The 25,219-nt window shown below is 69.6% G+C and carries 23 protein-coding genes; 11 read left to right on the top strand and 12 right to left on the bottom strand.

Features of this window, described 5'->3' with window-relative positions; genetic code table 11:
- Window positions 1-60 precede the first annotated feature (60 nt).
- Window positions 61-411: a PilZ domain-containing protein gene (locus tag LMH63_RS03310; protein ID WP_229332714.1), complete on the bottom strand. Its 351-nt coding sequence runs from the start codon at window positions 409-411 to the stop codon at window positions 61-63.
- Window positions 412-662: 251 nt separating this feature from the next.
- Here LMH63_RS03310 and LMH63_RS03315 point away from each other — a divergent pair, with 251 nt between their 5' ends.
- The 6 genes from LMH63_RS03315 to LMH63_RS03340 all read left to right on the top strand — a co-directional run bounded on the left by LMH63_RS03315 (window position 663) and on the right by LMH63_RS03340 (window position 9,703).
- A complete protein-coding gene (locus LMH63_RS03315) occupies window positions 663-986 on the top strand; it encodes a PilZ domain-containing protein (RefSeq protein ID WP_109679402.1) in 324 nt (107 codons plus the stop codon).
- A 217-nt stretch (window positions 987-1,203) separates the two neighbouring features.
- Window positions 1,204-2,094: a DMT family transporter gene (locus tag LMH63_RS03320; RefSeq protein WP_308443949.1), complete on the top strand. Its 891-nt coding sequence runs from the start codon at window positions 1,204-1,206 to the stop codon at window positions 2,092-2,094.
- 277 nt (window positions 2,095-2,371) lie between these two features.
- Complete coding sequence (locus tag LMH63_RS03325; RefSeq protein WP_229332715.1) at window positions 2,372-4,462, top strand: S9 family peptidase; 2,091 nt, start codon at window positions 2,372-2,374, stop codon at window positions 4,460-4,462.
- A 136-nt stretch (window positions 4,463-4,598) separates the two neighbouring features.
- Window positions 4,599-5,501, top strand: a complete 903-nt coding sequence (locus tag LMH63_RS03330; RefSeq protein WP_109679400.1) for an alpha/beta hydrolase — start codon at window positions 4,599-4,601, stop codon at window positions 5,499-5,501.
- A 78-nt stretch (window positions 5,502-5,579) separates the two neighbouring features.
- On the top strand, window positions 5,580-6,764 hold the full coding sequence (locus tag LMH63_RS03335) for an EAL domain-containing response regulator (protein ID WP_109679399.1): 1,185 nt from the start codon (window positions 5,580-5,582) through the stop codon (window positions 6,762-6,764).
- The gene (locus LMH63_RS03340; protein WP_158280411.1) at window positions 6,761-9,703 is read left to right on the top strand and encodes an ATP-binding protein; all 2,943 of its coding nucleotides are present in this window, start codon (window positions 6,761-6,763) and stop codon (window positions 9,701-9,703) included. The genes LMH63_RS03335 and LMH63_RS03340 overlap by 4 nt, the downstream gene beginning before the upstream one ends.
- Before the next feature lie 142 nt (window positions 9,704-9,845).
- Here the strand turns inward: LMH63_RS03340 and LMH63_RS03345 are convergent, their stop codons facing one another.
- Genes LMH63_RS03345 through LMH63_RS03365 form a run of 5 tightly spaced genes read right to left on the bottom strand, consistent with a single transcriptional unit; the run spans window position 9,846 to window position 15,656 of the window.
- Entirely contained in the window at window positions 9,846-11,366 is a 1,521-nt protein-coding gene (locus tag LMH63_RS03345) for a malonate--CoA ligase (protein WP_109679397.1), read from the bottom strand.
- A complete protein-coding gene (locus tag LMH63_RS03350) occupies window positions 11,363-12,724 on the bottom strand; it encodes a malonyl-CoA decarboxylase (protein ID WP_109679396.1) in 1,362 nt (453 codons plus the stop codon). The genes LMH63_RS03345 and LMH63_RS03350 overlap by 4 nt, the downstream gene beginning before the upstream one ends.
- 22 nt (window positions 12,725-12,746) lie before the next feature.
- Complete coding sequence (locus tag LMH63_RS03355) at window positions 12,747-14,069, bottom strand: TRAP transporter large permease (protein ID WP_109679395.1); 1,323 nt, start codon at window positions 14,067-14,069, stop codon at window positions 12,747-12,749.
- Window positions 14,069-14,677: a TRAP transporter small permease subunit gene (locus tag LMH63_RS03360; RefSeq protein ID WP_199225703.1), complete on the bottom strand. Its 609-nt coding sequence runs from the start codon at window positions 14,675-14,677 to the stop codon at window positions 14,069-14,071. Before LMH63_RS03360 ends, LMH63_RS03355 begins: the two co-directional genes overlap by 1 nt.
- A complete protein-coding gene (locus tag LMH63_RS03365) occupies window positions 14,655-15,656 on the bottom strand; it encodes a TRAP transporter substrate-binding protein (protein ID WP_199225702.1) in 1,002 nt (333 codons plus the stop codon). The genes LMH63_RS03360 and LMH63_RS03365 overlap by 23 nt, the downstream gene beginning before the upstream one ends.
- A 144-nt stretch (window positions 15,657-15,800) precedes the next feature.
- On the opposite strand from LMH63_RS03365, the gene LMH63_RS03370 reads away from it, so the two are divergent.
- Window positions 15,801-16,499, top strand: a complete 699-nt coding sequence (locus LMH63_RS03370; RefSeq protein ID WP_109679394.1) for a GntR family transcriptional regulator — start codon at window positions 15,801-15,803, stop codon at window positions 16,497-16,499.
- Here the strand turns inward: LMH63_RS03370 and LMH63_RS03375 are convergent.
- The 3 genes from LMH63_RS03375 to dctP all read right to left on the bottom strand — a co-directional run bounded on the left by LMH63_RS03375 (window position 16,489) and on the right by dctP (window position 18,761).
- A complete protein-coding gene (locus LMH63_RS03375) occupies window positions 16,489-17,040 on the bottom strand; it encodes a DUF2058 domain-containing protein (protein ID WP_109679393.1) in 552 nt (183 codons plus the stop codon). The two genes, LMH63_RS03370 and LMH63_RS03375, sit on opposite strands and share 11 nt — an antisense overlap.
- A gap of 167 nt (window positions 17,041-17,207) precedes the next feature.
- Complete coding sequence (locus LMH63_RS03380; protein WP_158280410.1) at window positions 17,208-17,384, bottom strand: hypothetical protein; 177 nt, start codon at window positions 17,382-17,384, stop codon at window positions 17,208-17,210.
- 363 nt (window positions 17,385-17,747) lie between these two features.
- The gene (dctP, locus tag LMH63_RS03385; RefSeq protein ID WP_109679392.1) at window positions 17,748-18,761 is read right to left on the bottom strand and encodes a TRAP transporter substrate-binding protein DctP; all 1,014 of its coding nucleotides are present in this window, start codon (window positions 18,759-18,761) and stop codon (window positions 17,748-17,750) included.
- A 159-nt stretch (window positions 18,762-18,920) separates the two neighbouring features.
- On the opposite strand from dctP, the gene LMH63_RS03390 reads away from it, so the two are divergent.
- Window positions 18,921-19,538 carry a TRAP transporter small permease gene (locus LMH63_RS03390; RefSeq protein WP_229332716.1) on the top strand — a complete coding sequence of 206 codons (618 nt, stop codon included), beginning with the start codon at window positions 18,921-18,923 and terminating at the stop codon, window positions 19,536-19,538.
- A gap of 42 nt (window positions 19,539-19,580) precedes the next feature.
- Window positions 19,581-20,867 carry a TRAP transporter large permease gene (locus tag LMH63_RS03395; protein ID WP_109679391.1) on the top strand — a complete coding sequence of 429 codons (1,287 nt, stop codon included), beginning with the start codon at window positions 19,581-19,583 and terminating at the stop codon, window positions 20,865-20,867.
- Window positions 20,868-20,870: 3 nt separating this feature from the next.
- Here the strand turns inward: LMH63_RS03395 and LMH63_RS03400 are convergent, their stop codons facing one another.
- Window positions 20,871-21,767 (bottom strand): DMT family transporter, encoded by an 897-nt coding sequence (locus LMH63_RS03400; RefSeq protein WP_199225701.1) that lies wholly within the window; start codon window positions 21,765-21,767, stop codon window positions 20,871-20,873.
- A 284-nt stretch (window positions 21,768-22,051) separates the two neighbouring features.
- Here LMH63_RS03400 and LMH63_RS03405 point away from each other — a divergent pair, with 284 nt between their 5' ends.
- Window positions 22,052-23,146 carry an MBL fold metallo-hydrolase gene (locus LMH63_RS03405; RefSeq protein WP_109679390.1) on the top strand — a complete coding sequence of 365 codons (1,095 nt, stop codon included), beginning with the start codon at window positions 22,052-22,054 and terminating at the stop codon, window positions 23,144-23,146.
- On the opposite strand, the gene LMH63_RS03410 is transcribed toward LMH63_RS03405, so the two are convergent.
- Together LMH63_RS03410 and LMH63_RS03415 are read right to left on the bottom strand one after the other, a co-directional pair.
- A complete protein-coding gene (locus tag LMH63_RS03410) occupies window positions 23,110-23,544 on the bottom strand; it encodes a hypothetical protein (protein ID WP_109679389.1) in 435 nt (144 codons plus the stop codon). The two genes, LMH63_RS03405 and LMH63_RS03410, sit on opposite strands and share 37 nt — an antisense overlap.
- Window positions 23,545-23,820: 276 nt before the next feature.
- Entirely contained in the window at window positions 23,821-24,393 is a 573-nt protein-coding gene (locus LMH63_RS03415) for an SHOCT domain-containing protein (RefSeq protein ID WP_109679388.1), read from the bottom strand.
- Between the two features lie 220 nt (window positions 24,394-24,613).
- Between LMH63_RS03415 and LMH63_RS03420 the strand changes: the two genes are divergently transcribed.
- Window positions 24,614-25,219 (top strand): superoxide dismutase, encoded by a 606-nt coding sequence (locus LMH63_RS03420; RefSeq protein ID WP_109679387.1) that lies wholly within the window; start codon window positions 24,614-24,616, stop codon window positions 25,217-25,219.

Below are 25,219 nucleotides of genomic sequence, written 5' to 3' on the forward strand. Positions count from 1 at the left end.
TGATCGAGCAGTTTAACCCCCGCCTCGGGTCACGACCAACACCGCTGCCGATTCCGTCCGTCAGCCGGAGACCGCCAGGCGGTAGCGCTCGGCGAGCTCCGCGATGCGGTCGCGCAGGTTGTCATCCACCTTCAGGAACTGGAGCCCGGCATGGTGGAACACCGCGTTACGCCCCTTTCGGCTCCAGACGCAGCGGCCGTCGACGTCGATGTAGGCATCGCCTTCGATCGGCTCGGCGGCCTCGATGCGTAGCGCGAGGGTCTGTCCCTCCTCGAGCGGCGCGTCCGTCTGGATCATGCCGCCGTCGATGGTGATGTCCGTGAGGTAGCCGATGAGATTGCCGCTGCTGCGGTCGATGACCGGCATGTAGTGGTCCACGACCTCTCTGTGACGGCGCCTTGCGTCCTTCATTGCCTCTCCCGCCAGCTCAGGTACCCAACGTCTCGACCGTAACAACGCCCCCAGAGGCGCGCCGTTACTGCATCTCGTGCTTGCTCGGACACTATGGTCGGCCGTCCGGGGTTTGTCCATATCGGCCACCGTCCGGCGGCAGGGCGCTCGTCGCCGTCGCCCTGCGGTTATGCTCTGGGAGGCGGGTGGAGCCCCGCGGTCGCGAACCGGCGGCCGCGTGACGCGGGGCGCCCGGCACGGGGGGCGGAGCGGTGACGGAGCGAAGGCGGCGGGCGCGGACGGCCCCGGATGCGGTGGTCGAGGTGCGGCGGCGTCCTGGCGGCGAGCCGCTCGGACGCATCATCAATCTCTCGCGCCATGGTTTTCTCACCCTCGGTCCGGCGGCGGTAACCCCCCATCAACGCCTGGCCTTGTGGCTGGAGCTCGGGCCCGGAGAGGGGGAGCCCATTGCCCTGGTGGCCGAGGCGGTGTGGTGCCGGCCCTCTACGCATTCCTCCGAATACGGCGCCGGCTTCCGGATCTGCGAGATCGACGAGGCCGACGCGGAGCGGATCGAGCGGGCGGTGGGGGGTTAAGGAAGCGCTGATCGATCAGCGCTTCCTTCAGCGCCCTTCGGGCGAGTTTCGGGTTTCAGGTTCAAGGTTTAAAGTTCGGCTCATCGCGCGCCTGGCCCGTCGTGACCAGCGGGCTGCTCGAGTGAGGCTGCAGCGCCGGCAGTTGACGAGAAGTTGCCTCGAGTCCCGGCATCGGATGGTCCGGACCTTAAACCCGAAACTCGCCCAGAGCGTAGCCTTGAGCACACGCACCACAGCAATCCCCGGGACCCGACCTACCGACCACGCCCGCGGCATGACCATCGCCTTCTGCGGCGTGCTCGCGATCAGCTTCGATGCGCTGCTGGTGCGGCTCGCCGACGCCGGGCAGTGGGAGGTCGTGTTCTGGCGCGGCTGGCTCATCTTCGCCGCGCTCGCCGTGGTTTCCGTGGTGCGCGGCGAGGCCGTCTCGCTGCCGGCGAGCCGCCGTGGCCGGCTCGCCATCGCCGTGGCGGTGCTGCTGATGGGGGGCAATACGGCGCTGTTCGTGCTCTCGGTGTCCAATACCGCGGCGGCCAATACGGTGGTGATCCTCGCCGCGGCACCTTTCTTTGCGGCGCTGTTCTCCTGGCTTCTGCTGCGGGAGGCGGTGCGGCGGCGCACCTGGATCGCCATCGTCGCGGCCATGACCGGGGTGGTGGTCGTCTGCGCCGGGGGGCTGCAGGTCGGCACCTGGCTCGGCGATTTCTACGCGGTCCTGCTCGCCATCTGCCTCGGCGGTGCGCTGACCCTGCTGCGGCGCTACCCCGGGGTGGGGCGCATCCCGGTGGTCTGCGCCAGTGGGGCGGTGGCGGGACTGCTTGCCTGGCCCTTTGCCGAGCCGCTGGGGCTCGGGCTGCAGAGCTATGCCGCCCTCGGCGTCATGGGTCTGCTGCAGATGCCGCTCGCCATGGTGCTGATGGCCACCGCCACCCGCTACCTGCCCTCGCCGGAGGTCAGCCTGTTCCTGCTGCTGGAGACGGTGCTCGGGCCGGTCTGGGTGTGGCTCGTCCTGGACGAGGGTATCCCGCTGCTGACTCTCTACGGTGGCGCCGTGGTCCTCGCGACCGTTGCCATCCATTCCTGGCTGGCTTTGCGGGATGAGGCCTGACCCGGCTCAGCGTTTTGTGAAGCGAATCGCAGTCCTTCGCCGGCACCCTGGGTAGCGTTCCAGTCGACCGCCGACGGCGGTCAGACGATGCAACCGTTGCTGCGAGTAGCTTTTGGCCCGGTCAATCGACCGGGCCTTCCTTTTGGCGCGCTGCGCGCGCCAGTTCAAAGTTGCAAGTTCAAGGTTCAAAGTAACGGGCAGCCCGGCGGATAACGGCGCCGCCCGATCCGCCTTTGAACTTTGAACCTTGGACTTTGAACGCAACCGAAGGCTGCCCGTGAACGATTCGCACGCACCGACCCCTCCGCTCGCCCCTCGTCGCCCCATCGTCTCCGAACACCACGGCCACCGGCGCGAGGACCCCTATGCCTGGCTTCGGGACGCGGGCTGGCGGGAGGCGATGCGGGATCCGCAGCAGCTTGATCCCGCGATTCGCGCCTACCTGGAGGCCGAGAACCGCTACACCGACGCGATGATGGCGCCCACGGGGCCCCTGCAGGAGCGCCTCTACACGGAGCTGCGCGGGCGGATCCGGGAGGACGACAGCAGCGTGCCGGCGCCGGATGGCCCGTGGGCGTACTACACGCGCTACCGGGAGGGCGGGCAGCATCCGGTGCTCTGCCGGCGGCCGCGGGATGGTGGGGTGGAGACCGTGCTGCTGGACGGCGACGCCGAGGCCGAGGGCAGCGAGTACTTCCGGCTCGGCGGTGCCGACCACAGCCCCGATCACCGGTTTCTGGCCTACGCCGTCGATCGCACCGGGGCCGAGGCCTACAGCCTCTGCTTCCGGGACCTGGCGAGCGGCGCGGACCTGGCGGAGCGTATCGACAATGCCCGCGGGGATACCGCCTGGGCCAGTGACGGGCGCAGCCTGATCTATACCGTGCTCGACGACGAGCACCGCCCGCGCTGGGTCTACCGTCACCGCCTCGGCGACGATCCGGCGCGGGACGTGCTGGTCTACGAGGAGGCGGATCCGGGCTTCTTCCTCGGCGTCGATCGCACCGAGAGCGGACGCTTTCTGCTCATCGACAGCCACGACCACACCACCTCCGAGGTGCGCTACCTGCCGGCCTCCAACATCGCGGCCGAGCCGCGCCTGATCGCGCCCCGGGAGCGGGACGTGGAGTACGAAGTCAGCGACCACGGCGAGCGCTGGCTGATCCTCACCAACGCCGGCGGCGCCGAGGACTTCCGGCTCTGCGAGGCGTCACTGGAGACCCCCGGCCGGGCGCACTGGCGGGATCTGGTCGCCCATCGCCCCGGCTGCCTGATCGAGGGTTTCCTGGTGTTCCGGGACTGGCTGGTACGCCAGGAGCTGGAGGACGCCGAGACCCGCCTGGTGGTGCGCCACCTGGCCGACGGCGATGAGCACGTCATTGCCCAGGACGAGCCCTGCCTCAGCCTCGGCATCGTACCCGGCTACGAGTACGCCACCGACACCCTGCGCTTTGCCTACAGCAGCTTCACCACGCCGGCGCGGGTGTATGACTACGACATGGCGAGCCGTCAGCGGACCCTGCGCAAGGAGCAGGAGATCCCCTCGGGGCACGATCCGTCGGCCTACGTCAGCCGCCGGCTCGCCGCCACGGCCCCGGACGGGGAGCGGGTGCCGATCTCGCTGTTCCACCGCCGCGACCTCGCACCCGGCCCGGAGACGCCGCTGCTGCTCTACGGCTACGGCGCTTACGGCATGAGCGACCTGCCGGCATTCAGCCCGCATCGCCTGTCGCTGGTGGATCGGGGGTTCGTGTACGCCATCGCCCACGTGCGCGGCGGCAAGGAGCGCGGCTATCGCTGGTACCGGGACGGCAAGCTGCGACGGAAGATGAACACCTTCACCGACACCGTCGCCTGTGCCGAGGCGCTGGTGGCCGAGGGCTACAGCAGCGCGGGGCGGCTTGCCCTGCACGGCGGCAGCGCCGGCGGGCTGCTGGTGGGGGCGGTGCTCAACCGGCGCCCGGAGCTGTTCCATGCGGCTGTGGCGGACGTGCCGTTCGTGGACGTGCTCAACACCATGCTCGACCCGAGCCTGCCGCTGACGCCGCCGGAGTGGCCGGAGTGGGGCAATCCCATCGAGGATGCCGACGCCTACTTCGATATCCTCGCCTACTCGCCCTACGACAACGTCGCGCCGCGGCCCTACCCGCACCTGCTGGTCACCGCCGGGGTCTCGGATCCGCGGGTCACTTACTGGGAGCCGGCGAAGTGGGTGGCACGGCTGCGGGCAGAGGGCGAGCCCCCCGGCCGGCTGCTGCTGCGCACCAACATGAGCGCCGGCCACGGTGGCCCCGGCGGACGCTTCCAGTATCTCGAGGAAGTGGCCTTCCGCTACGCCTTCCTGCTTCAGGCCTACGGGCTCGAGTGAGGCGCGCGCCGGCCGTCGGCGCGTCGGCTTGGGCGGGGTGCTGCAACCTGGGCCGCCGCCCGCGGTCTCAGCCCGCGGGCCAGGGCGTTGGCCCGCGGGTGAGGCAAACGGGGCGATGGTGCAGGAAAGATCACTGATGGCGTCCGGGCTTGGCAAGGCAACAGCCCTGTGGCGCGGCCTGCGGCTCTCGGCGCTGGCGGCGACCTCGCTGCTGCTCGGCGGGTGCTCGGGTACGGCGGTGCTCAATGCGCTGACGCCCGAGTCCGGCTATCAGCGCCATGTTGGCCTGGATTACGGCGCCCATGAGCGCCAGCGCCTCGATCTGTATGTGCCGGAGGGGGCGGCGGATGCACCCGTGGTGGTTTTCTTCTATGGCGGGCGCTGGCAGGAGGGCGAGCGTGCGGATTACCGCTTCGCTGCCCAGGCGCTGGCGAGCCGTGGCTACGTGGTCGCCGTGCCGGACTACCGCCTCTACCCGGAGGTGCGCTTCCCCGCCTTTGTCGAGGACGCCGCCGCGGCGGTGGCCTGGATTCACGCACGGGCGGCGGACTATGGCGGCGATCCGGGGCGACTGGTGCTCGCCGGGCACTCGGCGGGTGCTCACATTGCCGCCCTGCTGGCGCTGGATCCGCAGTATCTGGAGTCGGCCGGGCCCGGGCGCGGCGTGGTCCGCGCCTTCATCGGTCTCGCCGGGCCGTACGACTTCCTGCCCCTGCGCGCCGAGGATCTCAAGATCATCTTCGGCCCGTCCGCCGAGCGCCCGCGCAGCCAGCCGATCAACCACGTCGACCCGCAGGCCCCGCCGATGCTCCTGCTGCACGGCCGCGATGATCGCCTGGTGGAGCCCGGCAACAGTCGCCGTCTGGCGCAGGCAGTGACGGAGGCGGGCGGCAGCGCGCGGCTGCGCCTGTTCGACAACCGCGGCCACGTCAGCCTGGTGGCGAGCCTGGCGCGGCCGTTGCGCTTTCACACCCCGGTGCTGGAGGCGATGGGCCGCTTCATCGATGGGCTGGAGGCGCCTGAACGGGAACGGCTTTGATACCCGCCGTCCCTCTGCTCTAATGCCCGCGGGGATCGCTGTTTCCCGAGGGGACTAGGCTAGAGCAAGGAGCGGCGCATGGAGCGCGACATCTGGCGGGGCCAGGTCTACGCCGTGGTCGACGATGACGCCGAGGTGCGGCAGACCCTCGGTCTGCAGCTGCGGCGCCTGGGCGCGGAGGTCGCGGTCTACGACGGCCCGCAGGCGCTGCTCTCCGAGCTGGAGACGGTCCGCCCGCGGGCGGTGGTCATCGATCTGATGCTCGGCCGCCACGACGGCATTCAGGTCCTGCGCCAGCTCGCGGACCGTGACTATCCCGGCTACGTGCTGCTGCTGAGCGGCATGGAGCCGAAGATTATCCGCATCGCCATGCGCGTGGGCCAGACGCTCGGCCTGCGCATGCTGCCGCCGCTTGCGAAACCCTACCGTGCCGCCGCGCTGCAGGAGCACCTCTCCAGCGCCGCCTCGGAGCCGGTGCTGAGCACGGAGGGGCAGGGCAGCGCCGCGGTCAGTCTCGCCGAGATCGATCTCGCGCTCGACGAGGGCGAGTTCGTGCTGCACTACCAGCCCGAATACGATCTCAACAGCGGCACCTTCAAGGCCGTCGAGGCGCTGGTGCGGTGGCAGAACAGGCGCCGGGGGCTGCTCATGCCGGGGCAGTTCCTGCACGCCTTCTCGCCACGGCAGATGAGCAACCTGAGCTGGCTGGTGGTGCAGCAGGCGATACGCGACGCCGAGCGCTGGCGCACCGCCGGACGGCCGCTGAGCGTCGCCGTCAACGTCGGCGCAGACCAGGTCATGGACCCGATCCTGTTCGGCCTGCTCGCGGACCGGCGACGCGCCGACAGCGAGACCGCGCCGCTGGTCCTCGAGATCACCGAGACCGAATCCATGGACGACGAGCTGCTGGGCGGCGAGCTCGCCGCCCGCTTGCGGCTGCATGGCGTGGAGATCGCCGTGGACGACTTCGGCGTCGGCTTCTCGTCCCTGGCGCGGCTGCAGTCGCTGCCCATCAGCGAGCTCAAGATCGACCGCAGCTTCGTGCGTGCCGCCAACGAGGAGCCGGCCGATGCCGCCATCCTGCGCTCGGTGGCCGCCCTCGGCCGCAGCCTCGGCATCCGGGTGGTGGCGGAGGGCGTCGAGAACCTGGCCCTGCTGCCCCTGCTGCGGGACTGCGGCTGCCATCTGGCCCAGGGCTATGCGCTGGCGCGGCCCATGCCCGCGGCCGACATCCTGGCCCTGCCGGAGCACTTGCCTTCGTGAGCGCCACCCAATGGTCCTGGCGGCGCATCTACCGGCGCAATGCGCTGGTGTTCCTGCTGGCGGGCGCGGCGATCGCAGCCTGGGGCTTTGCGACCTTCTCCCTGGATCGCCGCTCCGAGGCGGACGCCGCCTACACTCGCGCCCTCAATCTCGCCGATCTGCTGGCCGAGTACACCGGGCAGCTGTTTCGCGGCATCGACTACGGCCTGGTGGGCCTCGCGGAATCCCTGGACATGAGCCGGCTCGGCGAGCCGAGCTACGCCGGCCCGGCCCACGCCCTGCTGAGCGCGCGGCGCGCGCTCACCGAGGATGTGTTCGCGTTCTTCGTGCTGGACGGTGAAGGGCGGGTGCTCTATAGCTCGCGCACCCCCTCGCCGGAGCCCGTCGACCTCTCCAGCCGCGAGATCTACCAGCGCGCTATCGCCGGCGAGCAGGGTCTAATCATCAGTCGCCCGATCACCGGGGCCGTTGGCTACGCCGAGGGCGAGCCCATACTCAATGTCAGCCGGCCGCTGTATAGCGACGGCGAACCGGTAGGCGTGGTTGCCGCCGCCATCTCGCTCTCGGCCCTGGAGGCGTTCTACGCCGCCCTCGAGCTTGGCCCCTACGGCGCGGTCGGATTGTTCCGCGACGACGGAGTGCTACTCGCCCGCAGCCCGCCGCGGCCCGAGATCATCGGCCGGGATTTCTCGGACGTCCCGCTGTTTCAGGAGCACCTGCCGGCTGCCCCCCGCGGCACCTACTATCGGTCGTACTACAGCGATGGCCGCTACCGCTACAGCGCCTACCGGCGGGCGAGCGGCGAGCCCCTGGTGGCCTTCGTTGGGCTGGATGCCGCGAGCGTGATGGCGAGCTGGCGGCAGCGCACGGCGATCAGCGGCGGCGCGCTGGTGCTGGTGCTTGCCCTGCTCGGCTGGCTGTTCCTGCGCAGTGCCCGTGCCGAGGCCTCGGAGCGTGCGCTGGAGGCGGCCTATGGGGAGCGTCTGGAGACGCTCGCCGGCGAGTCCCGCGAGCTGGTGGCGGCGCCGGACGCGGACACGCTGGCCGGCGGCGTGCTGGCCCTGGCGCTGCGCCTGGTGACGGCGGACCACGCCTGCCTGCGGCTGCGCGGGCTGGGCGCGGAGGGGCATGAGTACCGGCGTTGTGTCGATGGCGACGGCCGGCGGCTCGATGCCGCGGCGCTCCCGGAAGGGGGGTTCGTCGCCAGCGTGCTCGCCGAGGGCAGCCCGCGCCAGCGCATGCTGGCGGACGGGCACTGGCTGGGCGTGCCCGTGCTGACGCCGGACCGGGCCTGCATCGGTGCGCTGGAGCTCTACCGCGGCGGCGGCAGCGCGTTTCGGGACGACGAGTCGCACCTGCTGCAGCAGCTGGTGGCCGTCGCCGGCGCCGTGCTGGAGAACCAGCGGGCACGCGCCGCGGAGCGCCGGGCGCTGGAGGCGAACGTCGCGGCCGCGCGGGAGAAGGAGCGCATCCTCGAGAGCATCTCCGACGCGCTGTTCGTCCTTGATCGCGACTGGCGCTTCACCTACCTCAATGAGCGGGCCTGCCAGCTGCTCGAGCGCGATGACCTGGAGGGCGAGAACGTCTGGGAGGCCTTCCCCGAGGCTCGGGACACGGAAGCGTACCGCCACTATCACCACGCCATGGCGAGTGGCGAGACGGTGAGTTTCGAGTTCTACTACCCGCCGCTGGAGCGGTGGTTCTCGGTGCGGGCGTACCCCTTTGCCGACGGCCTGTCGGTGTACTTCCAGGACGTGAGCGAGCGGGTCGCCATGCAGCAGCAGCTGCAGCAGGCGCAGAAGATGGAGGTCATCGGCCAGCTGACCGGTGGCGTGGCCCACGATTTCAACAACCTGCTGACGGTCATCCTCGGCAACACGGAGATCCTGCTGGAGGAGACGTCGGCGGGCAGCGCGGCACAGGATGCGGCGCGGCTGACCCAGCGCGCCGCGGAGCGCGCCCAGGGGCTGACCCAGCGTCTGCTGGCCTTCGCACGGCGGCAGCCGCTGGCGCCGGAGGCGCTGGATGTGGCCAGGCTGCTGCGGGAGATGGAGCCGCTGGTGCGACGCAGCCTGGGCGAGACGGTGATGCTGGAGACGGTATCCGCCGCCGGCCTCTGGCAGGCCTTTGCCGATGCCGGGCAGCTGGAGGCGGCGCTGCTCAACCTCGCGGTCAACGCCCGCGACGCCATGCCGGAGGGAGGCCGCCTGACCATCGAGGCCGCCAACGCGCATATCAACGAGCGTTACGCCGCGGCCATACCGGAGCTGGAGCCGGGGCAATACGTGGTAGTGGCGGTCAGCGATACCGGTGCCGGCATGGATGACGACACCCGCGAGCGGGCCTTCGAGCCCTTCTTTACCACCAAGGGCAAGCACCACGGCTCCGGGCTCGGCCTGAGCATGGTCTACGGCTTCGCCAAGCAGTCCCAGGGCAACGTGACCCTCTACAGCGAGCCGGGCGAGGGCACCACCGTCAAGGTCTACCTGCCCCGCTGGCACGGGCAGACGGCCAGTGGCGGGCCGAAGCCGCTGGCCCCGCCGGTGCCGGAGGGCAACGCCGGCCGCGGCGAGTGCCTGCTGGTGGTGGAGGACGACCCGATGGTACGCCGATTCGTGGTCAACGCCCTGGCCGGCCACGACTTCCGGGTAATCGAGGCCGCCGATGCCACCACCGCGCTGGAGCAGGCCGCGGCCCTGCCCCGGCCGCCGGAGCTGCTGCTCACCGATGTGGTCCTCGGCGGCGGCATGAACGGCCCGGCCCTGGCGGACCGCCTCACCGACCGCTTCCCCGGCCTGCGCGTGCTCTACATGTCCGGCTATACGGAAAACGCCATCGTCCACCACGGCCGCCTGGATCCGGGGGTGGATCTGCTGCAGAAACCGTTCGGGCGGGCGGAGCTGCTGAGACGCTTACGGACGATCCTCGACCGGCCCTAGGCCGGTCGAGGATCGTTCGTAAGCAGTTCGAAGTTCAAAGTTCAAAGTTCAAAGACCGTCTCAGCACGGTGCGTGTCATCACACCCCGTTGGGCGGGTGTCTTTGAACTTTGAGCTTCGAACTTTGAACTCCGGGAGCGTTTTCAGGACGCGTAAGCGTCCCGAAAACGCTCCCGGAGCTCGTTCTTCTGCACCTTCCCCATGGCGTTGCGCGGCAGGCTGTCGACGAAGAACACGCGCTTGGGCTGCTTGTAGCGGGCGAGCCGTCCCTGCAGGGCCTCAATGACGTCGGCCTCCTCCAGGCTCGCCCCCGGGCGGCGCACGACGACAGCGGTGACGCCCTCGCCGAAGTCGGGATGGGGCAGGCCGATGACGGCGGACTCCTCGACGGCGTCGATCTCGTCGATCACCTGCTCGACCTCCTTGGGGTAGACGTTATAGCCGCCGGAGATGACCAGGTCCTTGTCGCGGCCGACGATGTGCACGTAGCCGCGCTCGTCGATCATGCCGAGGTCGCCGGTGATGAAGAAGCCGTCCTCCCGGAACTCCTCGCGGGTCTTCTCCGGCATGCGCCAGTAGCCGGGGAAGACATTGGGGCCGCGCACCTCCAGCTGCCCCACCTCGCCCCGGGGCAGCTCGCGGCCGGTTTCCCGATCGGTGACCCGCAGCGCCACCCCCGGCAGCGGGAAGCCGACGGTGCCCGCGCGGCGTTCGCCGTCGTAGGGGTTGGAGGTGTTCATGTTGGTCTCGGTCATGCCGTAGCGCTCGAGGATGGCGTGGCCGGTGCGCTCGCGGAAGGCCTCGTGGGTCTCGGCGGTGAGCGGTGCGGAGCCCGACGTGAACAGTCGCATGTTGGCCACGCGCTCGCGATTCAGGCGTTCGTCCTGCAGCAGGCGGGTGTAGAAGGTGGGCACGCCCATCATCGTGGTGCCCTCGCGCATCGCCTCGAGCACGGTGTCGGCGTCGAAGCGCGGCAGGAACAGCATGGAGGCCCCGCTCATCAGGACCACGTTGCAGGCCACGAACAGCCCATGGGTGTGGAAGATGGGCAGGGCGTGTATCAGCCGGTCGGCGGCGGTGAAGCGCCAGCACTCGGTGAGCGCCTCGGCGTTGGAGGCGAGGTTGCCGTGGGTCAGCATCGCTCCCTTGGCGCGGCCGGTGGTGCCCGAGGTGTACAGGATGGCGGCGAGGTCCTCCGCCGCCCGGGGCTCCACGGCCTCGAAGGGGCTGGCCGCCGCCGCGGCCTCCATGACGCTGCCGTCGCGCTTGGTGCCGAGGGTGACCACGCGGGTGCTGCCGGTCTCGCGGGCGATGCGCTCGGCGACGCGGGCGTCCGGCGGGCGGCAGACGAACAGGGCCGGCTCGGCGTCGCCGAGGAAGTAGCGGATCTCCTCCCCGGTGTAGGCGGTGTTGAGCGGCAGCCAGACCCCGCCCATGCGCAGGCAGGCGAGGTAGAGCAGGATCGCCTCGGGGCTCTTGTCCACCTGGGCGGCGACGCGGTCGCCGGGGCGAACGCCGAGATCACGCAGGGTGCCGGCGAGCCGGGCGCTCTCCGCGAGGGCGTCGCGGTAGCGGTAATGCTGCCCCTCGGGGGTGACGATGAAGTCCGCATCGCCGCGTTCCTGCATGCGCCCGGCGAAGCGCTCAAAGAGGTTGTCGCTCATCCCCGCGCTGCCTCCTTCAGGATCTTGCGCGCCCGGCGCGCGAGGTCGCGTACCTCGCTGGAGGTGGCGATGGTGCCGCGCGCGGTGAACTGCTCGTGGTTGCGCTCGATCTCGTCGAGCACGTAGAGGTAGTTGACCATCAGCCCCGCGCCCTGCTGCAGACCCTTCCCCGAGGTGTCGCCGAGCCAGTTGATGCGGTGCAGGCGGGCGCCGTTGCCGAGATGGAAGCGCGCCACCGGGTTCAGCGGCTGGCCCTCCTCGTTGCGGGCGGCCGTCAGGTAATGGGCGGCCAGCGGCAGCATGACCGCCTTGAGCTTGCCGGAGAGGGTCTCGTCACGGTGCCAGTCCGGCGTCTCGAGGCCCGCGAGGAGGGTCCGGGTATCGTCGTCGAGGGGCTCGGACGGGTCGTCGACGAGCTCCTGCAGCCAGCGCCGGAAGCCTGGTACCGGCGAGAGGGTGACGAAGTTCCGCAGGTTGGGCAGCTCCTGGGCGAGCTCCAGCACCACCTGCTTGATCAGGAAGTTGCCGAAGGAGATCCCGCGCAGCCCCCGCTGGCAGTTGCTGATGCCGTAGAAGGCCGCGGTATCGGCCCGCTCCGGGGCGTCCACCGCCTTGTGCTGCTGGTTGAGGATGCCCTGGACCTGATCGGGGATGCCCTTGTGCAGGGCCACTTCCAGGAAGATCAGCGGCTCGTCCCCGATGGCCGGGTGGAAGAACGCGAAGCACCGGCGGTCCTTCGGGTCCAGCCGCCGGCGCAGGTCGCTCCAGTCGCTGATGGCGTGCACCGCCTCGTAGTCGATGATCTTCTCCAGAATCGCCGCCGGGGTATGCCAGTCGATCCGCCGCAGCACCAGGAAGCCGCGGTTGAACCAGGACCCGAACAGATGCGCGAAGTCCGCGTCCACGGCCTCGAACTCCGGGTGCTCGGGGAGCAGCCGGAGCAGGTCCTCACGCATGCGCACCAGCTCGAAGGTGCCGCCGGCGGGCAGGTTGAGCCGGCGCAGCAGCTCCTGACGGCGCGGCTCGCAGGCCTGGAACAGCGCGCTCAGGGACCGGCCGTCGCCACGCTCGCGGTAGGCCTGGTAGGCGGCATCGATGGCGGCCGGGTCGGCGGAGAAGTCCTCCGCCAGCACCTGGAAGAACCGCTCCCGCTCCGCCGCCGGCAGCAGCTCGTAGAGATCCAGTGCACGCTGGGCGAGGGCGATGCTGGAGGCCTCGCCGTCGCTCTCCATGAGCTCGGTGCAGGCCTCGACCATGCCCTGGTGGTCCTTCGGCAGCCGGGCCGCTGCCTGGCGGCGGGAGAGGGCGTCCCGCTGGGTAATGGTCTGGATCAGGTCCTGCAGGAAGCTGACGTTCATTCGGGTCTCCGTGGCGGCTGCCTCAGCCCATCATGGCGCTGGGCAGCCAGGTGGCGAGCCCCGGGAAGAAGCAGAGGATCACGATGGCGAGGACCATGCAGAGGGCGTAGGGCAGGCTGCCCAGCAGCACGTCGCGCAGCGAGATCTCCGGGGCGATGCCGTTGATGATGAACAGATTCAGGCCCACCGGCGGGGTGATCAGCCCGATCTCGAGGTTGATGGTGAGGATCACCGCGAACCAGTAGGGGTCGAACCCGGCGTTGAGGATGATCGGCATGAGGATCGGCGCCGTCATCACGATCACCGCCACCGGCGGCAGGAAGAACCCGGCCAGCAGCAGGAACAGGTTGATCACCGCCATCAGCACCCAGCGGTTGACGTCCATGTCGGCGATGGCGTTGGCCAGGGTCTGGGTGATGAACATCGACGACAGCGCGAAGGCGAAGATCTCCGCGGCGGCGATGATGAGCATGATCATCACGCTCTCGCGCAGGGTGTCGCGGAAGATCAGCTTCAGCGGCTTCCACTGCCACATGCGGTAGATGATCACCGCCAGGGCGATGCACAGGAAGGCGCCGGCACCGGCGGCCTCGGAGGGGGTCGCCACGCCGCCGTAGAGCGTGTACAGGATACCCACCACCACGGCCAGGAAGGGCAGCACACGGACCATCGAGTCGATGTTCTGGCGCAGCGTGCGCTTGACCTGGCTGGCCGCGCGGGCAGCCTCGTCACCGTAGCCGCCGGCGATCTTGCAGGCGATGATCGTCCAGATGATGAACAGCCCCGCCAGCATGAAGCCCGGGATGATGCCGGCGATGAACAGCCGCCCGATGGAGGTCTCGGTGGCGATGCCGTAGACGATCATGGTCACCGACGGCGGGATGAGAATGCCGAGCGTCCCGCCGGCGGCGATGCAGCCGGCGGCCACCCCATCGGGATAGCCCCGGGCGCGCATCTCGGGGATGCCCATCTTGCCGATGGCCGCACAGGTGGCCGGCGAGGAGCCCGAGAGCGCCGCGAAGATCGAGCAGGCGCCGATGTTGGAGACTGCGAGCCCCGCCGGCACCCGCGCCAGCCAGACGTCCAGCGAGCGGTAGAGATCGCGCCCGGTGGGGGACGACGCCACCGCCGCGCCCATCATGATGAACATCGGGATGGCGACGAAGCCGAACTCGGCGATGCTGTCGTAGAAGGTCTCGCCGAAGTAGGTGAGCTCCGGCATGCCGCGGTTGATGACCAGGGCGGCCAGAGAGACTGCGCCCAGGGCGAAGGCGATGGGGGTGCCGATGGCCATCAGCGCGAACAGGGCGATGACCACCAGCAGGCCACTGGTGAGAGGGTTCATCAGAAGTCTCCCCGCAGGAATTCGGCCACGTACTGCAGGCAGAGCAGCGTCGCACTGATGCCGAGCGGCAGCACCGGGATCCACAGCGGCGGATTCCAGACCGTGCCCGTGCCCCAGCCGAGGGTGTAGGCCTCAATGATGTAGTGCCAGGCGGCGTAGGTGAGCGCGGCGCAGAATACGAGGCTCACGAGCGCGCCGAGGCGCAGCATCAGCCAGCGGGCGCGGCCGCCGAGGGCGTCCGGCAGCGCCGTCACCGCCACGTGGCCCCCCGTGAGCAGTACATACGGGGCGCCCAGCAGCATCGCCGCCGTTACCGCGTACACCGTGTACTCCGTCTGCCAGACCGTGCTCTGGTTGAGGATGTAGCGCACGAAGATCATGTGGCAGACGCTGAAGACCCCGGAGATCAGCAGCGCGGTGGCCAGCACGGCGACGGCAGCCGAGACGCGGTCGATGGTCCGGATGTAGGCGCCGGCGAACCCGCCCCGGCGCACCTCGATCTCCGGCTCGGGCATGCCGGTGGCGGCGAGCCCGGCGGAGCCGGTGGCCGCCCCCGAAGGGGCGGCCGTGGCCTCGTCGTCGCGGCTACTCGACTGCGAGGGCCGCATCGATCAGCTCCTGGCCGTTCGGCACTTCCTCGGCGAAGGTCTTGTACGAGCTCTCCTGGGCGAGCTCGAGCCAGGCCTGGTAGTCGTCGGGGGACATGGTGACGACCTCGACGCCGTTCTCGCGGAAGACCTCGACCATGGTCTCGTCGAGCTGGGCGGCCTGCTCGGCGAAGTACTCCTCTGCGGCCTGGCCCGCGGCCATCAGGGCCTCCTGCTGCTCCGCGTTGAGGCCGTCCCAGGTGCGCTCGGAGATCAGGATCGGCTCGTACATGAACCAGAGCGCGTTCTCCCCGGGGGCCGTGAGGCAGGTCACCTGCTCGTAGATGCGATAGGAGACGAACGAGCCCGAGGACGTGTTGGCACCGTCCAGCACGCCGGTCTGCATCGCCGAGTAGATCTCAGAGCTCGGCATGGACGCGATGGAGGCACCGGCCTCGGCCAGGAGCTGGTCGAAGGCGGGGCCCGCGGCGCGCATGGTCTGCCCCTCGACGGTATCCGGCGAGGTGATGCAGCGCTCCTTGGAGGCGAAGCCGCCGGCGAGCCAGGCGTCGGAGAGCACGCGCACGCCGCCTTCCTGGATGACGTCCTTGATCATGTCCATGAACTCGGAGTCATTCAGGCGCTGGGCGCGCTCGTGGTTACGCACCAGGCCCGGCATGAGCGTGGCCGAGAACTCCGGGTGACGGCCGCTGGCGTAGTCCAGCGGGAAGGCGCTGATGTCGAGACGCCCCTGGGCCATGGCACCCCATTGCTCGCGCGGGCTGAACAGGGACGCCCCGGGGTAGACCTGGATCTCCAGGCCCACATCGGCCGCGGCCACTTCCTCGGCGAGGATCTGGACCATCTCGTCGCGCACGTCGCCCTGGCCGCCTGGCCACTGATGGGAGGCGCGCAGGGTGGTCTGGGCGGCGGCGGTGCTGCCGATGGCGGCGGCGAGGGCAAGGGCCCCGGCAAAAGCGAGGTTGGAACGCTTCATCATCTCTCTCCTCCTGGGATGGTTCTGCTCTTCTGTCTGCTCGTATACATCTGCATCGCTGATGTATACATCGGTATAGGCGTGGCTATACTTCCTGTCAACAACGTCTTGTGTTGCGATGCAACCCTCCGCGGCACTGGAGTCAGTATGGGTCAGGATGGCCGCTCGCGCGCGCAGCGCCTGCGCGACGGGCTCGAAGAGGCGATCATCAACGGCGAGCTGCTCCCGGGCGCCCGGCTCGACCCGGAGGCCCTGGCGAGCCGTTACGGCTGCTCGCGCACACCCATACGCGAGGCCATCCAGCAGCTCGCCGCCAGCGGCCTGGTGACGGTGGTGCCCAAGCGCGGGACCTTCGTCGCCGAGCTTGGCATCACCGAGCTGGTGGAGCGGTTCGAGGTGATGGCGGAGCTGGAGGGGATGTGCGGGCGGCTCGCCGCGCGGCGCATCTCACCGGCCGAGGCGGCAGCGCTGCAGCAGGCGCTGGAGGCCTGCGGGGCGGCGGCCGCGAGCGACGATGCCGACGCCTACTACTACGAGAACGAGCGCTTTCATCATCTGATCTACGCCGCGAGCCACAACGGCTTCCTGGAGCGGGAGGCGCGGCGGCTGCACGCCCGGCTGAAGCCCTACCGGCGCCTGCAGCTGCGCCTGCGCAACCGGGTGGCCCGCTCCTACGCCGAGCACGAGGCGGTAGTAGCGGCCATCCTGGATGGCGACGGGTCCGCCGCCGAGGCCGCGCTCAAGGCCCACGTTCTGGTTCAGGGCGAGCGCTTCAGCGACTTCGTCGCCTCCGTGCATGCGCTCACCGGCGACCGCCGCTCCGCGGGCGGCAGCGCTACCACATGAGGTCGTCGGGGATGGGGAAGTCCGCGTAGGCGGGATCCTCCGGCTCGCCGGCGGCGGCATCGGCGGCGGTCCAGGCGATCAGGAAGGGGGCCCGGGCCCGGACCCTGTCCACGATCTCCGCCGGAATCAGGCGGTAACGGCCCCGGGTGCGGGCGATGGCGAGCCGTCCGGCAGCGAGCTCCCGGCGCTGGGCCTCGCTCACCTGGATCTTGCGCACACGCTCGCCGTGCTGGAAGTTGAATGGCACCTCGCCGTCGTGGGGCACCTCGCGGGCGATCACCATTTCCCGGGCGGCGTGCTCGTCGGCCTGGCGCCGGCGTTCTTCCTCCCGGCGGCGGTTGAGCGTGCGGTCCCGTGCCCGCTTGTCCGCCTCGCGCTGTGCGGCCAGGCGTGCGGCCTCGTCCTCGGGCCCGTCAGCGGCCTTTTGCCGGCCCTTTTTGCCGCCGCGCCGCTTCTGGCGCTTCTCGGTGGTCGCGCGGCGCGCGTCCTGCTCGCGGGCGAGTCCGCTCTTGACCAGCTGGTCGCGCAGGCTGTCGCTCATGGGGATACCGTCGTGGCTGCCGGCGGATGGGTATGGATAGCGGTCGGTCCTCGGACCGATGCCGTCAGGCAGAGGGTAATGCGCGAGCGGGGATGAGGGAAGACGATGCCACAGCAGGGTGCCCGTGGCCTTCGGCGGGCACCCTGTCAGGCAGGCTCAGTCAAGGCTCAGGCTGCTGCGGGCAGACCGGCCCGACGCCGGCGCACGCGGTCCATCAGCCGGCTGCAGCCGCGGATGCACTCGGCGAGCACCTCGCCGCGCATCATCTCGGCCTCGAGCCGGACCTCCCCCAGATTGCGCAACCGGACGTCGCCACCGACACCGATTCCGTTGTTCCCACGCATGATCCACCTCCACGATAACGACGCTACGACACCTTGCCGCACGCGGTGACCTTTTACCGCAATGCGGGAAAATCGCTCTACTCAAGCCCCGCCGAGCGGGTGGTCTTTACCCCGCGCAGCGGGCCGCTGCACGGGGTCGGGGAAGGACACCCCGTTTCAAGACGTGAGAATTGTAGCGAGGGAGCTGGTGCCCTGCCTAGGGGGTGACGCGCTGCAACATGCGTCCGGAACGCAAACTGCCTCACAGTCCGACGAACGGCCAATCAAGTGCCGATGGACGGTGGGTTCGCCACGAAAAACCCCCGGCCGCCGCAGGGCGTGCCGGGGGTGGTCGTCAGCGGCGCGGGGCCGCTTGCGACGCCGTTACATGCGGTCCTCTTCGAACAGCTGATCGATCAGATCCAGAAGCTCCTGCCCGCGCTCGCCGACCTCGTCGACGAACACCTGGCGCACCGGCTGGGCGAGCTCCTCGAATGCGGCGCGCTCCTCGTTGCTCAGGCGGATGATCTCGATGTCACTCTCGCTGGTGATGGTGTCCAGACGCTCGTTGTTGAGCTCCTGCTGAACGTCATGGATGTAGCGCACCAGCTCGTCGGTGGTCTCGTCGATGACCTCCCGGTAAGTGTCCGGAAGCCCCTCGTACCAGTCCTGGTTCGCCATCACCGTGGCGATGAACTGCGCCTGGTTGGCGAAGACCATGTAGTCCTGGACCTCGTAGAAGCCCATCTCCTCATGGGCGAACACCGGCTGGATGTTGCCCTCGGCCTGGCCCTGCTGGAGCGCGCTGTAGAGCTCCCCATACTCGATGCTGGTGGGCTGCGCGCCGTAGGCGCGATAGGTCTCGCGCAACAGGAGGTTGTCCATCACGCGGATCTGGACGCCCTCCATGTCCTCGGGCGTGCGGATCGGCTCGTTGAAGGTCCAGACCTGGAAGCCCTCGGGCACGATGGCCAGCGGCACCAGGCCGCGGTCACGGAAGCTGTTCTGCCAGGCGTCGCTCTCGATGAAGGTGTCGGAGTTCAGCTTGCGCGTGGTGACCCACTCATCCTGGGGCAGGATGAAGTTCAGCGAGAAGAGCTGGCTCTCGGGTACGGTGCCGCCGAGGAAGCCGGAACCGAAGGCCAGCTGGATGGCGCCCGCCTGTACCGCGTCGTAGATGTCGGTCAGGCCGCCGAGCTCGCCGTAGGGGAACAGCTGGACGTTGACGTCACCGTCGGTCTTCTCGTTGACCAGCTCGGCGAACTCCGCCGCATACTCGTACTGGACACTGCCCTCGATCTCCTCGAGGCCGAAGCGCCAGGTCTCCTGGGCCGTCGCCGTGCCTGCAAGCGCCAGACCGAGACCCAGCGCCACGGGGTAGGTGTACTGCAACCGCATCGGAACCTCCTTCTTAGGCTCGTTTGATGTCATCGGGAACCGATCATCTTTAACCCTAACACAGCGTTTGCGGGCGTCTACGCGAGCGGGCGACGAGTAGGCAAAGCGTCGGGCGTGGGTTAAGGTCCGTGAACGGCGCATGACACGGTGGGGGACCTCATGACGGCATCGGAAGCAGGTGGCGGGGCGGGAAGGCATGGCCTGCTGCGCGCACTGGCGGCGCTGGACTGGGCCATCGGCGCCATCGAGAAAGGCGTCATCGGCGGGGCGGTTCTGCTCATGGCCGCGGTCATGACCGGCCACGTGCTGGGCCGCACGTTCCTCGGCCAGGGCATACCGGGCACCACCGAAATCGCCGAGCTGCTGATCATCATCATGACGTTTATCGGCGTCAGCTACGGCGTACGCTGCGCGCGCCACATCAGCATGTCGGCGATCTACGACCAGCTCCAGGGCACGGCGCGGAAGGCGCTGCTGGTCACCATCTGCCTGGCCACTGCCATGCTCATGTTCTATTTCGCTTACCTGGCGCTGGACTATACCACCACGATCTACGAGCGGGGGCGCGTCAGCGGGGCACTCACCATTCCCCTGTGGACGGTCTACGCCTCCGCGCCCATCGGCTTTACCCTGGCCGGCATCCAGTACGTGCTGACGGCGGTGCGCAACCTGACCAGCCGCGAAATCTACCGCTCGTTCACCGAGAAGGAACAGTACGCCGAGGTCCCCGTGGAGGGGAACGGGGAAGCCGGCACCGGTACCGGCCAGCAGGGCTGATTCCACGCCCCGAAGGCAAGAAGAACACCAGGAGCTCGCCCCATGCTGACGCTGATGGCCCTGCTGATGATCGTCCTGCTGCTCATGGGCTTCCCCATGATGGTGCCGCTGGCGGCGGGGACGCTGTTCATGATGCTCACGGGGATGACCTTCTTCGGCCCCGACATGAGCATCAGCTGGATGTTCTCCGGCATCGGCACCTGGGTGCTCGCCGCGGTGCCCATGTTCATCTTCGCCGCGGACATCATGACCAAGGGCCACACGGCCAACCGCCTGCTGGACCTGGTTTCCGCGTTCACTGGCCATCTCCGCGGCGGGCTGCCCATCACCACGGCGGCGAGCTGCGCCCTGTTCGGCGCGGTGTCGGGCTCCACCCAGGCCACGGTCGTCGCCATGGGCGGGCCCATGCGCCCGCGCCTGCTCGAGAAGGGCTACTCCGACGGCTTTACCCTGGGCCTGATCGTCAACGCCAGCGACATCGCCCTGCTCATTCCGCCGAGCATCGGCTTCATCGTCTATGGCGTGATCATGCCGAATTCCTCCATCGGCGATCTGTTCCTCGCCGGCATCCTGCCCGGGCTGATGATCCTGCTGATGTTCGCGGTCTACTGCTGGATCTACTCGCGGATCAAGGGCGTCCCGGTGGAAACGCGCACGCCCTGGCGCGAGCGGCTGCTGGCACTGCGCGGCGCAGTGCTGCCGCTGGGGTTCCCGGTGATCGTGGTGGGCGGCATCTACACCGGCACCTTCAGCGCCGTGGAGGCCTCGGCCATTGCCGTCGCCTACGCCCTGATTCTGGAGATGATCATCTACCGCCAGGTCCGGATCCGTGACCTGTGGGACATCGCCCTGTCCACCGGCCTCATCACCGCGGTGGTGTTCATCCTGGTGGCCATCGGCGCGGCCTTCTCCCAGACCCTGACCACCGCCGGGGTGCCGCGGGAGGTGCTCGGGCCCATCATCGACGGCCTGGGGGATTCGCAGTTCCTCGCCCTGCTGGTGATCGCGGCGGCGTTCTTCATCGGCTGCATGTTCGTCGACCCGATCGTGGTGATCCTGGTGCTGGTCCCGCTGTTCAAGCCGCTGGTGGACCAGGCCAACCTGGATCCGACCCACGTCGGCGTGATCGTGGTGCTGCAGGCCGCCATCGGCTCCGCGACGCCGCCCTTCGGCTGTGACCTGTTCACCGCCATGGCGGTGTTCCGGCGGCCTTATCTGGAGGTGATCCGGGGCACGCCGCCGTTCATCCTCATCCTGCTGCTGGCGACGCTGATCCTGATCACCTTCCCGCAGATCTCGCTCTGGCTGCCGTCGCTGGGCGGGCAGTAGCGGTCAGCGCATGGCATCGCGGGGCCGGATGTTGACCAGTGCGACGCCGGCGACCACCACTGCCAGGCCGGTCAGCGCCGATACCCCGAGGCGCTCGTCGAACAGCAGGTAGGCGAAGATCACAGTGAACGGCGGCGCCAGATAAAACAGGCTCGCCACCCGGTAGGCGGCACCGCGCCGGATCAGCGCGAACAGCAGGCCGATTGCTCCCACCGACAGCACCAGCACCAGCCAGGCGAGGGCGAACAGGAACTCTCCGGTCCACTGGATATGCATGCTCTCGGTGGCACCCGCCAGCACCAGCAGGGCCACGCCGGTGACGGCGAACTGTACCGTGCCGCCGGTGCGCAGGTCCGTCACCGGGCAGAAACGCTTCTGGTAGAGCGTGCCCAGGGTGATGCCGAGCAGCGCCAGCAATGCACTCGCCACCGTCGCCGGCGTGGCGTCGCCGGCCTGCAGTCGCCCGGAGATCACGAGCGCGACCCCGGCGAACCCCGCGAGCAGGCCGAGCCACTGGCGGAGGCTCACCCGCTCGCCCAGCGTCGCCCCCGCGAGGGCGGCGGTGAGCAGCGGCTGCACCGAGACGATGATGGCGGTCACGCCCGCGCCCTGGCCGCGGTCGATAGCCCAGAACACGCCGCCCAGATAGACGCCATGCACCAGCAGCCCGGCGACGGCGACATGGCACAGCGCCCGTGCGCCGCGGGGCCAAGGCGCCCGGGTAAGCAGCGCGACGGCGAACAGCAGCGCGGCCGCGAGCACCATGCGCAGCCCGAGGAAGGTCATCGGCTCGGCGTGAGGCAGACCGAGCCGGGCACCGATGAAGCCGGTGCTCCAGAGCAGCACGAACAGGGCCGGCAGGAGCAGCGTGCTGGCAGCGGCGGTTGTGCGCTCGGCCACGGAGGTCTCCGGTGCGTACGGGGCGCACAGGATACCGGGGAACCGCGGACAGGCAACCGCAGCCTATGGTGAGTACGTATCTGCCTCAGCCACTGTTGCGGCATCACCGCCCGCGTCACCCCCGGCACGGCCTTGAAACCGCTCGCGGCACCGCGGATACGCGCCAGGCAGCTACGGCTGAGGAAGATGCGTAATCAGGTGGCCTATGGCCGACCTCGCCCCGGAGCGGGCCGGCGGCCCGGCCGCTCGCTCCGGCCAGCGGGCTCGTCGTAGAGGGAATCGGCATGCGTCTACTGCTCGTACTCGTGACCCTGGGCCTTGCCGGCTGCGCCAGCTATTACCAGGGGCCGCCCTCGGATCACTTCGACGGCCGCCGCTTCCACAATCCCGAGCCGCGCATCGAGCGCCCGCCCTTCGCGTTCCTGCGCTGGCTTCTGACCCGCGACCCGGGAGCCTGGCCGGAGCACGTGCCGCTCGCCCAGGCCGACCGGCCGCCGCGGCGGGTCGAGGGCGGCATGCTGCGGGTGAGTTTCGTGAACCACGCGACGCTGCTGCTCCAGACCCGGGGGCTGAACATCCTCACCGATCCCGTCTGGTCCGAGCGGGCCAGCCCGGTGAGCTGGGCCGGGCCGCGCCGGGTGCAGCCGCCGGGCATCGCCTTCGATGATCTGCCGCCCATCGACGTGGTGCTGGTCAGCCACAACCACTACGACCATCTGGACCTGGCCACCCTGGCCCGGCTGCAGGCGCGCGACGCCCCCCGAGTGCTGGTACCCCTCGGCAATGACGCCATCCTCGCCCGGCACGACCCGCCCATCGCCGCCGACGCGCTGGATTGGGGGGACCGCGTGGCGCTCTCCAGGTCGGTTGCGGTGACCGCGGCGCCCATGCGGCACTGGTCGGCGCGCGGGCCGTTCGACCGCAACGCCGCGCTATGGGCGGCGTTCGCCATCTCCACGCCCGAGGGCACGATCTATTTCGTCGGCGACAGCGGCTACGACGCGGCCATGTTCCGCGAGGCGCGGCAGGCATTCGCGCCGATCCGGCTGGCGCTGCTGCCGATCGGGGCCTACGAGCCGCGCTGGTTCATGCGCCCGGTGCACATGACACCGGCGGAGGCGGTGCAGGCCCATCGGGACCTGGCTGCACCACGGAGCCTGGGCATCCACCAGGGGACCTTCCGGCTCGCGGACGAGGCCTATGATGCCCCCCGGCAGGCGCTGGCACGGGCACGCCAGGCGGCGGGCGTCCCCGCCGCCTGCTTCCCCGCGCCCGCCAATGGGGAGGTATTCACGCTGCCGGCGACGGCGGCGCTGGCATCGCCGTGCAAGGTGCCGGCGGCTCAGTCGTCCCAGCGGTCGTCCCAGTCGCCACCGTGACGTCGGTACCGGCGCTCGTCGTGCCGGCCATAGTGGTGGCGCGGGCCGTGCCAGCGGTGGCCGCCTCGATGCCAGCGCGGGTGCTGGCGATGATAGCCGTGGGCACGGGCGTGGGGCGGCAGTCCGCCGTGGTAGCGCCGGCTGTAGCGGCGCTCGCGGTGGTGCCGGGGCTTGTGCCGGCGCTCGTAATGGCTCTCGGTCAGCGCCGCGGTGCCAAGGCCGGCCCCCAGGGCGCTGCCGAGGATGGCGCCGTTGCGGCCGTCGAGCTCCTGTCCGACATAGGCGCCGAGGGCGCCGCCCAGGGCACCGCCGAGCACGGCATCGCCGCGATCACGGTCGCCGGCGGCAGCGGTGCCGGCAGCGAGCAGCAGGGTGAGGGCGAGGATCAGCTTGCACATGGTTCGGGCTCCAGTGGCTGGGAAGACGCCCTGAGTCTCCCGCAGCGGGGCTGAACGCCCGCTTAATCGGCTCGCCCGCCATCTCCACGCCCTCACTTCGCGAATCGGGACACTAGGAGTCTGCGCCGTAGAACGTCTCCCGGCTGCGGCGGCCCCACTGCGGCCGCTTTGACCGCTCGCGCTCGTTACATAGTTACCACTATGCGCCTCGCACGAGCGGCCCAATCGCCTCGCAGTGGGACCGCCTCGCTCGGAAGATTTCTACGGCGCAGACTCCTAGTAAGCCTGGTCGAGCACCCGCTCGCGCAGCTGCTCATACTCGTCGGCGGTGATCAGGCCGCGCTCGCGCAGGGCCTCGATCTCTTCCAGCCGGGCCGTAAGGCTGTCCCGCTGCGTGGTGGTGCGGCCGGCTCCCTCCGACGAAGACGTGTCGTCGGCCGGTTCGCTGCTGGCGCCGCCGCCGGAATCTGCGCGCAGCCCGGGGCGGTAGCCGAGCCCCGTGAGACGGAAGATATCCTCGTCGCAGAAGCCGCGCGTCTCCAGGGGCCCGGTGCCGAGGACCCGCAGATAGGTGGCGCCGTCCTCGCTCGCCGCCCGGCGCAGGCGCTCCAGCGCCTCCTCGAAGGCCTGGTTGCGCTCGTTCTGGGACGTGCAGCGCGCATTGACCGTGCGCGTGTAGCGGCCGAGCTGCTCCGAGCCGCGGGGAGGGGCGCCGGCGCCTACCTCGAGCTCCGTCAGCGGCGTAGCCTCGACAGGCCCGTCGGCATCGCCGCTGCCGCCACCTAGGAGGCTGCAGCCGCCGAGCAGCAGGGTGGCGGCGGTGCCGGCGAACAGGGATCGGACGCTCATGGGGTCTCCTCAGCCACGGATTGGGTACAGGGCGCGAGTATTGCCGATGAGGCGGCCCCCTGGCCACCCGCGTGCGGCCCTGCCGGTGCCGCGAAGCCGGAATCCGTCGGCGGGCGGTTGATCCCAGGCGTTGGCGGCCCCATCACGGAGGATGACGCGGGCGCCGGCGCTGGCTGGCGTGCGCTCGCCGCTTACCCGAAGAAACCAGAGGAGACCGCACATGGCGTTCACGCTGCCGGATCTGCCCTACGACTACAACGCGCTGGATCGCGCCATCGACGCGCAGACGATGGAGATCCATCACACCAAGCATCACAACACCTACGTCACCAAGCTTAATGACGCCGTGTCGGGGACCGCGCATGAGGGCAAGTCGCTGGAAGAGCTGCTGGCGGGCGTCTCGGCGCTGCCGGTGGCAGTGCGTAACAACGGCGGCGGCCATTACAACCATTCGCTGTTCTGGCGGATGATGTCGCCGGACGGCGGCGGTGAGCCGGACGGCGCCGTGGCCGATGGCATCCGACAGGCCTTCGGCTCCTACGAGGAATTCCGCAAGGCTTTCACCAATGCCGCTCTGGGTCGCTTCGGCTCGGGCTGGGCCTGGCTGATCGTCACGCCTCAGGGCCTGAAGATCACCTCCACCCCGAATCAGGACAACCCGATCATGGATGTGGTGGAGGATCGCGGCACGCCCGTGCTCGGGCTGGACGTCTGGGAGCACGCCTACTATCTGCGCTATCAGAACCGCCGCCCGGACTACGTTGAGGCGTTCTGGGACGTGGTCAACTGGGATGAGGTGAACCGGCTCTACCAGGCGGCCAGGTAG

Source organism: Spiribacter halobius, from assembly GCF_020883455.1.
Lineage (GTDB): Bacteria > Pseudomonadota > Gammaproteobacteria > Nitrococcales > Nitrococcaceae > Sediminicurvatus > Sediminicurvatus halobius.